At 66.7% G+C, this 13,675-nt stretch carries 10 protein-coding genes; 7 read left to right on the plus strand and 3 right to left on the minus strand.

Going from position 1 to position 13,675, the window contains the following annotated elements; translation table 11 throughout:
• Window positions 1-21: 21 nt before the first annotated feature.
• The 3 genes from HCH03_RS12230 (at window position 22) to HCH03_RS12240 (ending at window position 3,745) form a co-directional block, all read left to right on the plus strand.
• On the plus strand, window positions 22-615 hold the full coding sequence (locus HCH03_RS12230; RefSeq protein ID WP_221689728.1) for a flavodoxin family protein: 594 nt from the start codon (window positions 22-24) through the stop codon (window positions 613-615).
• A gap of 578 nt (window positions 616-1,193) precedes the next feature.
• The gene (locus HCH03_RS12235) at window positions 1,194-1,919 is read left to right on the plus strand and encodes an RNA polymerase sigma factor (protein WP_246600006.1); all 726 of its coding nucleotides are present in this window, start codon (window positions 1,194-1,196) and stop codon (window positions 1,917-1,919) included.
• On the plus strand, window positions 1,916-3,745 hold the full coding sequence (locus HCH03_RS12240) for a hypothetical protein (RefSeq protein WP_221689729.1): 1,830 nt from the start codon (window positions 1,916-1,918) through the stop codon (window positions 3,743-3,745). Before HCH03_RS12235 ends, HCH03_RS12240 begins: the two co-directional genes overlap by 4 nt.
• Window positions 3,746-4,004: 259 nt before the next feature.
• Here HCH03_RS12240 and HCH03_RS12245 read toward each other — a convergent pair whose 3' ends face one another.
• Window positions 4,005-6,110 (minus strand): ABC transporter permease, encoded by a 2,106-nt coding sequence (locus HCH03_RS12245; RefSeq protein ID WP_221689730.1) that lies wholly within the window; start codon window positions 6,108-6,110, stop codon window positions 4,005-4,007.
• Complete coding sequence (locus HCH03_RS12250; RefSeq protein WP_221689731.1) at window positions 6,100-6,921, minus strand: ABC transporter ATP-binding protein; 822 nt, start codon at window positions 6,919-6,921, stop codon at window positions 6,100-6,102. Before HCH03_RS12250 ends, HCH03_RS12245 begins: the two co-directional genes overlap by 11 nt.
• Before the next feature lie 368 nt (window positions 6,922-7,289).
• Between HCH03_RS12250 and HCH03_RS12255 the strand changes: the two genes are divergently transcribed.
• Both HCH03_RS12255 and HCH03_RS16450 read left to right on the plus strand, forming a co-directional pair.
• The gene (locus HCH03_RS12255; RefSeq protein WP_438821627.1) at window positions 7,290-8,039 is read left to right on the plus strand and encodes a response regulator transcription factor; all 750 of its coding nucleotides are present in this window, start codon (window positions 7,290-7,292) and stop codon (window positions 8,037-8,039) included.
• Between the two features lie 7 nt (window positions 8,040-8,046).
• Complete coding sequence (locus HCH03_RS16450) at window positions 8,047-9,564, plus strand: sensor histidine kinase (protein ID WP_221689732.1); 1,518 nt, start codon at window positions 8,047-8,049, stop codon at window positions 9,562-9,564.
• Between the two features lie 268 nt (window positions 9,565-9,832).
• Here HCH03_RS16450 and HCH03_RS12265 read toward each other — a convergent pair whose 3' ends face one another.
• Window positions 9,833-10,687, minus strand: a complete 855-nt coding sequence (locus HCH03_RS12265; protein WP_221689733.1) for a DegV family protein — start codon at window positions 10,685-10,687, stop codon at window positions 9,833-9,835.
• Window positions 10,688-10,838: 151 nt separating this feature from the next.
• On the opposite strand from HCH03_RS12265, the gene HCH03_RS12270 reads away from it, so the two are divergent.
• Complete coding sequence (locus HCH03_RS12270; protein WP_221689734.1) at window positions 10,839-11,393, plus strand: DUF1836 domain-containing protein; 555 nt, start codon at window positions 10,839-10,841, stop codon at window positions 11,391-11,393.
• Window positions 11,394-11,510: 117 nt separating this feature from the next.
• The gene (locus HCH03_RS12275; RefSeq protein ID WP_221689735.1) at window positions 11,511-13,556 is read left to right on the plus strand and encodes a Na+/H+ antiporter; all 2,046 of its coding nucleotides are present in this window, start codon (window positions 11,511-11,513) and stop codon (window positions 13,554-13,556) included.
• The last annotated feature ends 119 nt before the right edge of the window (window positions 13,557-13,675 follow it).

Genomic DNA, 13,675 nt, shown 5'->3' on the forward strand with positions numbered 1-13,675 from the left:
AGACGAGAAAAGGCGGAGGCCATGGAAAAGAGCGTGCTGGTGCTGAATGGAAGCCCGCGCCGCGAGGGGAACACGGCGGCGCTCGTGGACGCGTTCGAGGAGGGAGCCGAGCGGGCGGGCCATGCCGTGGCGAGGTTCGACGTGGCGTTCATGGACGTCGCGCCGTGCCGCGGCTGCTTGGGCGGCGGTGCCGATGCGAGCAGCCCCTGCGTGCAGAAGGACGACATGGACGCCGTCTACGCCGCCTACCGCGCCGCCGACGTGGTGGTGCTGGCCTCGCCCATGTACTGCTGGAGCTTCACGGCGCAGATGAAGGCCGCGCTCGACCGCCTGTTCGCGCTCATGGAGGCGGGCATGCGGGCCGCGGCGGCAGGGGGCGAGGCCGCGGCCGTAGCGGCGGCGGAGGCGGGAGGCAAGGAATGCGCGCTGCTCATGCCCGCCGAGGAGGACACCGAGCGCAACTTCGCTCCCGTCGTTTCCTACTACGAAACGCTGTGCGAGCGCATGGGCTGGCGCGACGCGGGCCGCGTGCTGGTGGGCGGCGTGTACCGGGCGGGCGACATAGCCGGCAACCCCGCCCTCGACGAGGCCCGCGCCTTGGGCGCCTCGCTGTAGGACGCGCGCACGCGCGAAGCGAAGCTACCGCGGCGTGGTGCTTTTCGAATCGCCTTCCGCTGTAGGACGCGCGCACGCGCGAAGCGAAGCGGGCGTTGCGGTGCGAACAGCGGCGGCCGCATTGCAGGGAGTGCGTTAAAAGCCGTCGAAACGCCCTTCGTAGGGGGGGGCTTGCCCCGCCCGCTCGCGAAGCGCGAGAACGTGGCCCGCAGTTGCTTTTTCGGCTGCGCCGGAACGGGCGCTCTGGAGAGCGTCCCTGTGGAAGCCGCCGACGCTGCGAGCCGCTTTCCGGTTTTGCCGGAACAGGGCCGTATCAGAAAGGCCGATTCTCCGCTCTTGTTGGGCAAGGGCTCTGCCCTTGCCGTTCGACAGGCAGCGTTTCCGCGAGCCATCGGCAAGGGCAAAGCCCTTGCCCAACAAGAGCGATGCCGAAAACACACGGTTTGACTGCTTTTGATACAGCCCCCCTGCAGAACAGCCGACAAGCGCGCGTTACGGCAACTTTTGATACAGTCTCTTTTTAAAACCGCAACAAAAGGCAACCCCTTCTCCGTGTTCGTGGGGAGAGGAGATGGAATATGGACGAATCAGGCGAGATGGCGATGCCGGCGAGCTTCGGCGGCGCGGCGCGAGGACGGCCGGACGCGGCGCGGCCCTCGCGCGACGGCAGATGCGAGCACGACGACATGTCCGCGAGCACCGCGATTCGCAACGTTCCCGAGCGCGCTGCGAGCCCCGACCCCCTCGGCCGCGTGCCGAGCATCGAAGGGCCCGGCGACGCCGAAAGCCGCAACGACCGACGCGTCGCAGAAGCGGCGGCACGGCTCGAAAATGCCGTCGCACGCTGGGGCGACACGGTGTACGGGCTGGCGGCGCGGCGCACGGGCAACCGCGCCGACGCCGAGGACGTGATGCAAACCGTGTTCCTGCGCCTACACCAAAGCGGGAAGCGCTTCCGCGACGACGAGCACCTGAAGGCGTGGCTTTTGCATGTGACCGTGAACTGCTGCCACGACCTGCGGCGCAGCCCGTGGCACAAGCGTCGCACCGAACTCGACGACGAAAGCATGGAGCGCCTGCGCACGCAGCCCGTGCCGGAAGACGGCGAAGGACGCGACGACGAGCTGGAAGCCGCCCTCGCCCGCCTGAGCGACAAGCAACGCACGGCCGTGCTGCTGCACTATTACGAGGGGTACGCAACCGACGAGATAGCCCAGATCACCGGCGAGCGCCCCGCCACCGTCCGATCCCACCTCCATCGCGCACGCAAGGCCCTCAAGATCGATTTAGGAGCGCACTCATGAACGAGGATGAATTCCGCGAGCGTTTGGCCGCCGCACAGGACAACATCAAGGCCTCCCCCGAACTGAAGCACCGCGTCGTGGCCGAAGCCCTACAGGCCGATGCCGCAGGCGGCGAAAATCGCGCCGCGCAATCGCACGCCGCGCCGACAAGGCGCCCGACCCGCCGCAGGCCCCAACCGGCGAAGCGCGCACCCGGAGCCGCGGCCCTCGCCCGCCGCTGGGCCCTTCCGGCCGCTGCCTGCCTCGTGGCCGGCGCCCTCGTCGTCGCCGGCGTGCCGGCGCTCACCTCCGCACTGCACGGCGGATCTTCCGCAACGTCCTCCATCGCCCTTGACGAGGCGGCCGCGCGCTGCGGGTTCTCCGTGCAGGCCTGGGCATCGGACCGGTCGACGGTTCTCGAGCCGAGCGAGGACGACATGATCGTCTTCGACCGCGACCTAAGCAACGGCATGTACGAAGGCGAGCGGTACAAAACCGAGGGATACTACACCGGCTGCCTGTTCAGCGTTGAAGGTGAGGGTATCGCCCGCGTGCAGATGAACGTCTCGCACGGCCGTCTGTACCGCTTCACCACCGAGCTATGCACAAACGAGGAGGAACCCGAGAAGTGGGCCGAGGCCCTCTCTTGGAAACCGACGAAGCGCGGCATGGGAACGTACTTCAGCACATACGACAGCGTTGTGCCCATAGGCAAGTCCGGCGGCGTGTCAGAGGGTTCGCACGGCAAGCTCGCCGGCGTCAACCTTGCCAAAATATTCGGCTCCACCATCGACGTGACCAGCGCCGAGGAACCCGGCATAGCCGACGGCACGACGAGCTTCGGCCTATGGACGAACGACGACTACGACGAAGAAGCGGGGGTGTTCCCCATCGATACCGCAGTCGACCTCTTCGACGGACAAACGCTCACCGTCACCGTCACGTTCGAGGACGGTCACTGCACCACGCAAGTCATCGAGCTGCACGCCGCCGACATGAAAGCCGTTTCCGCAAGCACGGAAAGCCTGGGAGGGAGGCAGCATCAGGTAGTACCCGAAATCGTTCAAGACCGCGGGAGCCTGAGAGAAGGCGAAACCTTCGTGCACACGCTATACGGCATCATCATCGAAACAAATAGCGAACCGTTTGCGGGCGATCTATCCCAAGCCAACGAATACGCCGCAAACGTCATGCCAGCCATGACCCTCGACCGTCAGCCCATCGTCAAGCCGGCGCAGCGAGACGGCCATGCGCTCGCCGTCACCGAAGGGGCGCGGCTCGAGCCCGGCGATCGGGCGTTCGTGTCAGACGAGGACGGCAGCACGGCCTCGTTCTCCCTGTCCTTTCCCGCTGTCGAGCGCACACGCGCGCTGCCAGAGGCGCTCGCGCTGGAAGACGTCCTCGGCGAAACAGACGCAGCCTATGCGAACAGGATCAGCGAGCAGGTGCATGGCTACCGCATCGACGAGGAAACGCGCGAGATCAGCGACGGCTTCTCGTTCGCGACCGTCACCATGAACGTGACGAACGAGGCCGCCGAAGCCCGGCAGCTGCCGCTGAACTCCGAGCGGTTGCGCGAACTCGGCCTGGGCGAGTTCGCCGTCGTTGACGGACAGGGAAACGCGACGTTCAACGCCCTCAACGAAGCACTCTACTTCGGTGACGGGGGCGAGAACCTCAAAGGCGCAAACCCGTGCGCACTGTCGTTCGAGCCCGGCGAGACAAAGCGGGTGACGATAATCAAAATCGTCCCCGACTCCGTGCTCGATGACCCGTCGTGCCTGTTCGTTGTCGACGTTGCTGGTGCGGGCATCACGCAGGCGTTCGCCGTCGGCGCGCAGAGGTGACAGCGAAAATGTCCTAAAAGGGGACAGTCCCCTTTTAGGATAAGGTTGTCATCCTGAGCGGAGGCGCGCGGAGGCCCGGCTTCCCCTCGGCTTCCGCAGCCCTTTCCATAACGCCTGTTCACGGCGGCGCGCCGGCTCGCCCGGGGGAACCGGGCCCGTCCCCGGAGCGCCGCGCCGCCCGCCGGGGGCCGGAAACGTAACATATGGGCGAAAAGCGTGCGCCCCGGACGCCGCGTGGCCGTCACCCCGGCGGCGCGGGCTACTCCCGGATCATCCGTCGGGCGCCGAGGTAGGTGACGGCGAAGTAGGCGCCGTACACAGCGAGGAAGCAAGCCGCGCAGGTGAGGGCCATCGAGCCGATGTCCAGGTGCCCGAACACGGCCACGACGTCGGTGACCACCGCCAGCGCGCAGCAGGCGTGCGCCACGGCCAGCAGCAGCGGGAACAGGAAGTACACCAGCACCTGCGCGAACAGGGCGCCGTTTATCATGCCCTCGGGCGCGCCGAGCTTGCGCAGCAGGCCGTAGCGGCGCACGTTGTCGGACGCGTCGGAGAGCTGCTGGATGGCGAGTATCGCCGCGCAGGCGATGACCAGCACGAAACCCAGGTAGATGGCCAGGTACGCCACTACGGTGGACAGGCTCAGGCTCTGCTCGTACACCTCGGCGCGCGTGAACGTGTTCGACAGGGGCCACGTGTCGGGATCGTTCGTGTCGGAAACCGCAGCCAGCAGCTCGCCGAGCGCGCACTCGTCTTCGTCGCTTGCGCACTGCACGTCCAGCGTCGATTGCAGGATGACGGCGGCGTCGGGCACTGCGTCGTCGCTCACCACGATCGTGCCCGTGTTCAGGGGAAACGGCACCGTCATGAGCGACTCGCCGGAGAACCTCGCCACCCTCAGATCGCGCCCGCTCACGGGCAGCACCGTGCCGCGCTCGACCATGTCGCGATAGAACTCGGACGTGATGTCGGAGTCGCTCATCACCGCGCACTCGCCCTCCCCCAGATCGATCGGCTCCTTGCCCGCCAGTTCGAGGGCCTCGTTCACCTGCGAAAGCTTGGTCAGGCACACCGGATAGCGCACGTAGCCGGGGTTGACGGACGTACCGGCCGTGTCCGCAAGCGACAGCCCGCTGGCCGCCTCCACGTCCCCCATGGTGAGCGCGTCGGAAACGTCGACGTACTGGTCGACCTGCGCCGTGTCCCGCACGAGCGCGTCGAAGTCGCCCGCATCTAGCGTCTCGGCGCTCTTCCGCAGCCCTGCGGCCATGTCGTAGCCCTGTTCCTCGGCGAACCGCGCATAGAGCTCGATGGCGGGGTCGGCCGCATAGCCCGCCTCGGCGTCGAACGAGCCGAACACGCTGACGGCGGTCGCGCTGTACGCGGTGCCCTTCTCCAAGCTGCCCTCCACGGCGTTGCGGATGCCGATGCCGCCGCACACGCTGGTGATGGCCAGGAACAGCGTGAGGCACACGATGGACAGCGTGGCGAACGTCGTGTTCACCTTGGCGTTGAGCTGGCGCAGGGTGAACATGTTGAGCCCCCGCAGATACAGCGGCCGGACGAGCTGCACGAGCTTCAGCAAGAAACCGGACAGCGCGTAGAAGAACAGCACCGTGCCCACGCACACCAGCACCGTGGCGGCCGCGAACTCGGGCGACGGCTCCATGAGCCCGTTGTCGACGAGCAGCTTGTACGACACGCCGATGACGCACACCGACACCGCGAACAGCACGAGGGAAAGCGGCAGGCTGGTGAGCTTCATGTCCTCGACCCTGCTCTCGGCATGCATAAGGTCGATGAGCCGGGCCTTCGCCACCGTGCGCGCGTTCAACAGCGCCGCGAGCACGAAGATGGCGGCGAACACCGCGACCGTCTTCGCCAGCGCGTCGGCCGAGAACACGAACGCGAACCCGCTCGCGGCGGCCACATCGGCCTGGAACAGCGCCGAAGTCACATATAGCAGAAGCTGCGACAGTCCCACGCCCACCGCCAGGCCGACGACGAGCGACGCCGCGCCCACGATGAGCGACTCCAGCGCCACGATCCTCACCACATCGCCCGTGCGCATGCCCAGCATGAGGTACAGGCCGAACTCCTTCTTGCGCCGCTTCACCAGAAAGCGGTTGGCGTACACCACCAAGAACACGAGCACGAACGCGATGAACACCGACACGCCGCCGATGACCATGCCCAAAAGGTCGAACATCTTGCTCTGCGTCTCGGAGAACGCGAGCACGCCCTGCTGCGCGGCCATGGAGTTGAAGGCGTAGAACACCGCCACGCCCAGAAGCACCGTGAGGAAGTAGATGCCGAAGTCCGCGACGGACTTGCGCACGTTGCCGAGCGCCAGCCTAGCAAGCATGGGCGGCCTCCTCTCCTTCGCCGCCCATGTCGGCCACCACGTCCGCGATCTTGTGGTAGAACACGGAGCGCGCGGCCCCCTGGCGCCGCAGCTCGCCGTAGAGTCGACCGTCCTTGATGAACACGATGCGGCCGCAGTAGCTGGCCGACGTGGCGTCGTGCGTGACCATGAGGATGGTAGAGCCCAGCTCGTTCAGGTACGCGAGCGACTCCAGCAGCTGCACGGCCGACTTCGAGTCGAGCGCGCCGGTGGGCTCGTCGGCCAGCACGAGGCTCGGGCTCGTCACCGTGGCGCGCGCGGCGGCCACGCGCTGCTTCTGGCCGCCCGACATCTGGTAGGGGTGCTTGCCCAGCACGTCGGCTATGCCCAGCTGCGCGGCCGCCGCGCGCACCCGCGCATCGATGTCACGGGCCGGAACCTTCTGGATGGTGAGCGCGAGGGCTATGTTCTCGTAGGCCGTGAGCGTGTCCAGCAGGTTGGCGTCTTGGAACACGAAACCCAGTTCGTCGCGACGGAAGGCGGAAAGCTCCTTGCCGCGCAGAGCCGTGACGTCGCGCCCGCCGACCACGATCTGGCCGCTCGTGGGCGCGTCGATGGTGGCCAGGCAGTTCAGCAGCGTGGACTTGCCCGAGCCGCTGGGGCCCATGATCCCCACGAACTCGCCCGACCCCACGGCGAAGCTCACCCCGTCGAGCGCCTGCGTGACGCTGGCGTCCGACCGCTTCCCCCCTTGGACGCCGTAGCGCTTGCTCACGTTGCGCACCTCCACCACGGTTGGATTCGGTTGACCTGCGTGCTTTCCCGTTGGCATGCTTCTGCTCCTTTTCTTGTCTGGGTAACTCTTCCGGTTGACCCCGTAGGGGCGCTCTCCAGAGCGCCCGTTCGCACGAAGCGCGAAAACGGCGGCCTTCGGCTGGTTTTCCGGCTGCGCCGGAACGGGGCGATCAGGAGATCGCCCCTACGAAAGCCGATTCGGTGCGGACATCGTGCCGAGCGAATGCCGACTCACATGGCCGATTTCGTCGTGTAACCAAAGTCTACGCAGGCGGCCTTACGGGCTCCCGCTCCCAGCCTTGCGTTTTCCTTACCGAACCTTGCATTTGCCTTACGAGGGAGGGGGAATCGCCCTTCCTCGACGAGCGGGTGTGACATAATGCGGGATGAGAGAAAGGGGCTTGCATGGCTATGGCGGGCGGGTTCGGCGGCGTGGAGCGGCATCTGCAGGACAAGCGCATCTTGCTGGTGGACGACGAGGCGGAGCTTGCGGACATGGTGGCGACCATCCTGCACGGCGCAGGGTTCTCGAACGTGGACGTGGCGCATGCGGGTACCGAGGCGCTGGCTTGCATTGACGAGCGCGCGGCGTCTCCCGAGAGCGCTTACCAGCTGTTCGTTTTGGACGTGATGCTGCCGGGTATGGACGGCTTCGAGCTGCTCGCGCACATACGCGAGCGTCCCGCGCACGCCTCGACGCCCGTGCTGTTCCTCACGGCGAAGGACGAGCCCTTCGACCGCGTGTCGGGGCTGTCGCTGGGGGCAGACGATTACCTGACGAAGCCGTTTCTGCCCCAGGAACTCGTGCTGCGCATCGCCGCCGTGCTGCGCCGCTGCTACGCCGAGGAGAACCCCCTGCTCGAGTTGGAGGCGAGCCGCGTGAACTTCGCCACGGCCGAGGTGGAGCGCGCCGACGGGGACACGGTGCTGCTCACGGCGAAGGAGCACGAGATATTGAGCGTGCTCGCGCGCAACGCCGGGCGCATCGTCACCATCGACGCGCTGTGCGAGGCGTGCTGGGGCACGTCGTTCGGCTACGAGAACTCGCTCATGGCCCACATCCGCCGCCTGCGCGAGAAGATAGAGGCCAACCCCTCGAGGCCCGCGTCCCTCGTGACCGTGAAGGGACTGGGATACAAGCTGGTGAAGCGATGAGGCTCCCGTGAGCAGACGCTCCGACAAGGCTAACCGCGGCGCGCAGACCAGCTTCCCGCGCTTCTTCACCAAGCAGCTGCTGGCGTTTCTGCTGCTGGCGTTCCTCGTGGTGGTGGTCGACTTCTTCCTGTACGCGGCCATCGCCTACAGCGAGTCGGAGAACAACTTCAACGACGGCACCCCCATCACCACGGTGCGCGCCGTCGACGCGGGGCTCGCGCAGGAGGACAATGGTGCCTACGCGCTCTCGCCCGAGGCAGGCGACGTGCTGGCCGAGCAGGGGGCATGGGCCCTGCTCGTGGACGACGCGGGAGCGGCGGTGTGGGAGAAGGACGTTCCGGCCGACGTGCCGCGCTCGTTCACGCCCGCCGACACGGCCATGGCCGCCCACTACGGCACGCTGGCCGACCGCCCCGCGTTCTTCTGGAGCCGCGACGACGGCCTGCTCGTCGTGGGCTTCCCGAAAGACACGTACTGGCACATGACGATGGCCCTTCCCGAGTCCACCATACGCAACCTGCCCTTGTACGTGCTGCTGCTGTTCGCCGTTGACCTGGCCATCTTTTTCGTCGCGTACTTCGTGTCGCGCCGCCGCACGCAGCGCGCCGTGGCGCCCATCTTGGGCGCGCTCGACAACCTGTCGGAGGGTCGCCCGTCCACCCTGCGCCTCAAAGGCGACCTGGCCGACGTGGGCGAGCGCATCACCGAGGCGTCGGCGCTGCTCGAGCAGAAGGACGCGGCGCGGGCGAACTGGATCCGCGGCGTGTCGCACGACATCCGCACGCCGCTTTCGATGATCATGGGCTACGCCGACGCCGTCGCGCACGACGAACGCGTGCCCGAGGACGTGCGCGCCCAGGCGGCCGTCATCCGTGCGCAGGGCCTGCGGATAGCCGACCTGGTGACCGACCTGAACACGGCCTCGCGGCTCGACTACGACATGCAGCCGCTCGATTTGGAGCGCATCCACCTCGCACGCACGCTGCGCTCCGTCGTGGCCGCGCATGCGAACGACGGGCTGGACGAGGCGCACCCCATCGAGCTCGAGGTGGACGATGACGCGGCCGATGCCGTGGTGCTGGGCGACGAGCGCCTGGTGACCCGCGCCGTGGAGAACGTTCTGGCCAACGCCCGCCTGCACAACGAAGGCGGCTGCAGCGTGTCCGTGCGGCTATCGGCGTGCCCGTCGGAAAAGGCGTCGGGCGGCGGACGCGACGCGGACGCGAGTCCGGCGGCGGCCGCGGCCGCCGAGCCCGTGGGCTCCGCCGTCATCAGCGTGGCCGACGACGGCGCGGGCATCTCCCGCGAAGACCTCGCCGCCCTCGAAGCGCGCCTCGCCCGCTCGCGCACCGCCGCGAGCGCCTCGGGCTGCGCCGTGGGCTCCCCCAGCTCCACCGCCACGGCCGAGCACGGATTGGGCCTCGTGCTGGTGGACCGCATCGCACGAGCCCACGGGGGCTCCATCGCCCTCGACGGCGCCCCCGGCGAGGGCTTCACCGTGGAGATAGGTCTGCCCCTCGCCTGACGCATGTTGTCATCCTGAGCGGAGGCGCGTAGCGCCGCAGTCGAAGGATCTTCAACAACGGAAAACTTCTCTGGTGGCGGAGATCCTTCGACTACGCGCCTGCGGCGCTCCGCTCAGGATGACAGGGCGAAGCGCACCTTCGCGTTCTCGCCCGGAACGACAACTGGTCGGCTGGCGAGGCGGGGGTTCTCTTTCTTCGTCATCGGAGGGCGCATCTATTGTCCCATGGGCTGACAGGGCAGAGCGCCGTCGAGCCTTGGCCTTTGCCTTACGCGCCGCAAACGCCGATACCGATCAGTCCCGGCCCCGTGTGCACCACCAGGACGGGGCTGATCTGCCCCTCGTACCACGTATCGACGTTGGGCACCCGCGCGCCCAGCTCGGCGCGCACGGCCGCGGCCTCGTCCGCGGCGTCGCCGTTCACCACGGCCATGGAGCAGCGCGGGAACCCGGCGGCGAACTTCTCGGCCGCCGCCATGGCCTTCTTGAGCGACTGGCGCCGGCCCTTCGCCTTCGCCACCGTCACGTACACGCCCTGCTCGTTGCAGGTGATGACGGGCCGCATGTCCAGCAAGCTGCCCACGGCGTACGTCACGTTGCCGATGCGCCCGCCCTTGTGCAGGTACTCCAGCGTGTCCACGCAGAAGAACACCTTGGTGTCGCGCACGATTCGCGCGCTCTCGCGCCGCACGTCGTCGAGCGACGCGCCCGCCGCGAGCATGCGCGCCACGGCCAGCGCCACGAGCCCCGCCCCCATGCCGATGTTCTTCGTGTCCACGATGGCGCACTCCAGACCGGCCATGCCCGACGCCACCGAGCGCATGAGATCGTAGGTGGCGGAAAGCCCGCTCGATATGGTCACGATCACCGCATGCCCGTAACCGTCGGCCACCACGCGCTCCAGCACCTCGCGCGCCACGGCGGGCGTGGGCGTGGACGTGGTGGGCACCTCCTCCGCGAAACGGTCGTACACCTGCTGCGGCGTGATGGTGACCTTGTCGAGGTACGTCTCGCGCTCGTAGTTCACCTGCAGCGGAACGACGTACATGCCGTAGCGCTCCACGTCCTCGGGCGGAACGTCCGTGCACGAATCGACGACGAGCGCTATGCGGCTGGATTCCATATGGCCTGCTTCCCTGGTCGAGCTCAATCTAGTAATTGAAACTAGATTATAAACTTGCAATTACTATGTCAAGCGGTTACGTGAATTGACGCAAAAAGCATCTCTTGGTATGCTCGGAGTCACGCAAGCGCACGAACGGAAGGCACGGCACATGAGAGACGTCAGCGCAACGCCCTACGCCCAAAGGCTCCTCGAACTGCATCTCCCCCGCTACGAGGAGATTCCCCGCATCGACCTGTACATGGACCAGCTCGTGGGCTTTCTCGAAGAGACGCTCGCACCCCTGTACCAACCGCACGAGAAGATCATCACGCGCTCCATGGTGAACAACTACGTGAAGCAGGGCGTGCTCGCGGGCGCGGCCGGCAAGAAGTACTCGCGCTCCCACGTGGCCTACCTCGTGGTCATCTGCACGCTCAAGCAAACGTTCTCGCTGTCCGAGATCGACCTGCTCATACGCCGGCAGATCGCCACGTTCGACACGCGCGTGGCTTACGACTACTACTGCGACGCCCTCGAAGCGGCCGTCCGGGCGCTGTTCGGCCCCGTGCCGTCGAACCCCCGCGGGCTCGCGAGCGGCGAGGAGGCGGGAGACTTCGAGCGCGACCTCGTGCTGGCCTCGACCGCGGCCGTGGCCTACACGCTCTATATTAAGGCAAGCGTCGCGTTCGTGCAGGCCGAAGCGCCGGGTCGAACCGCAACGTAACCAACACGAAAAACCCTCGTCTTCCAGAACCGACCGTGCGGCGCGGTCGGTTACAATGAAGGGGTCGAGCCGATCGGCCGACGCTCAAACGCACTCGCATTCGAAGGAGGACAGCCCTTGGAAACGCTCATGCTCGCACTGCTCATGCTCGCCGCTGTCCTGCTCTCATCCGTCATCGACCAGCTCGTTCCCAAGATATCCTCCCCCCTCATTCAAATCGGCTTGGGCCTGCTCATAGCCTTGTTCGCCTCCTCGCAAATCAACATCACGCTCGATCCCGATCTGTTCCTGGTCATGTTCATCGCGCCCCTGCTGTACGACGAGGCCAAAAACGTGGACAAGGGCGCCCTGTGGAAGAACCGCCGCCCGGTGCTGTCCCTGGCCATCGGCCTGGTGGTGGTCACGGCCCTCATCATCGGCTTCGCCGTCGAATGGCTGGAACCCTCGATCAGCCTGTTCGCCGCCTTCGCGCTGGGCGCGGCGCTCGGCCCCACCGACGCCGTAGCCGTGGCCTCGCTGTCCAAGGACACGGACATCGCGCCGCGCAACAAGAGCATCCTGGAGGGCGAGTCGCTCATCAACGACGCCTCGGGCATCGTGGCGTTCCAGTTCGCCATCGCCGCAGCCACCACGGGCACGTTCTCGCTGCTGAACGCGTCGCTCGACTTCGTGGTCAGCTTCTTCGGAGGCATCATCATCGGCGTGGCGCTGGGCTATTTCGGCAACTTCCTCGTGCGCCGCGTGCGCTCGTGGGGGCTGGAGAACACGACGTTCCACGTGCTGTTCGAGGTGTTCACGCCGTTCATCGTCTACCTGGTGGCCAACGCGCTCGGCACGAGCGGCATCATCGCCGTGGTGGCGGCCGGCCTGGTGAACGTCATCTCCCCGCGCACCATCGGCCCGTCCATCTCGCGCATGAACATCGTCTCGTCCAGCGTATGGCGCGTGCTGTCGTTCGCTCTGAACGGCATCGTGTTCGTGTTCTTGGGCACCCAGCTGCCGAAGGCCATGCGCAGCACCTGGGACGACGTGAGCATCGACAACGGCATGCTCATCGGTTACGTGCTGCTGCTCACGCTCATCTACGTGGTGGTGCGCTTCGTGTGGCTGTTCGCCATGGAGCGGGTCCATGGCCGCAAGGAGCCCGCCGATCGGAAACCGGGCTGGCGCGCCGACCTGCACTCGGCCCTGGTCATGGCGCTCGCCGGGCCGAAGGGCACCATCACGCTGGCCGTGGTGCTCACCATACCGCTGTACTACCTCGACCCCGCGAAGGGCATGGTGGCCTTCCCCCAGCGCGAGCTCATCATATTCTTGGCTTGCGGCGTGATCGTGGTCACGCTGCTGCTCGCCACGTTCGTGGTGCCCCTCTTGGCACCGAAGAAGCCCCTGACCGACGAGGACGCGCGCTGCGACGAGACGCAGGTGAGCCTGGAGATACTGCGCTCCGTCATAGAGGAGCTGGCGGCACGCCAAACCATCGAGAACCGCGCGGCCACGCAGACCGTCATCCATTCGTACAACCAGCGCATCGCGCGCATCAAGGGAAGCAACGACATCGTGGACGAGCCGAACACCGAGTTGCGCTTGCGGGCCCTGGAATGGGAGCAGGACTACGTGCTGAAGCTCATCGAGAGCGAGGAGGTCTACCCCATCGTGGGCTACCAGTACCTCAGCCGCCTCGCGCACATCGAGAACCTGCTCAAGCACCACGCGGGACGCTGGTCGCTGCAAAACGCCTACCTGCGCCTGCGCGCGCTCGCCCGCACGGGCTGGCACCGGCTGCTCAGCGGCCTGCCCGGCGTGAGCCCCACCGAGCGCACCCAGGCCATCCGCGCGCTGCAGATCAGCGGATCCGAGCACGTCATCGAGAAGCTGCAGGCCATGCTCACCTCGCCCGAGTGCGACGAGCCGGCCGAGGACGTGAGCGCGCTGGTCATGGAGTACCAGCGCACCATAACGCTCCTGCGCAACGCGAACCCTTCCATCACCGCGTTCACGAACACCGCCGACAAGGCCGTGGATATCGAGCGCTTGGGCCTGCGCCTGGAACTCGAGCAGATACAGACCCGCTACGAGGACGGCCAGCTCTGCCGCTCCTCCGCCAAACGCCTCCGCGAGAACGTGTATCTGATGCAGGTCGACCTGGAAGACAACGTCTAGCGGAACCGCGTTCGGGGCTTCTGCACGAAGCCGATTTCTGGGCCTCTATGTTAAAGAATATGACCGATGAGAATCGGTGAAGCCTCCTTTATGCAAATCGTGGGTTGGGCGACAATCGT

It is taken from the genome of Gordonibacter massiliensis (ex Traore et al. 2017) (genome assembly GCF_019731765.1).
Classification (GTDB): Bacteria; Actinomycetota; Coriobacteriia; order Coriobacteriales; family Eggerthellaceae; genus Gordonibacter; species Gordonibacter massiliensis.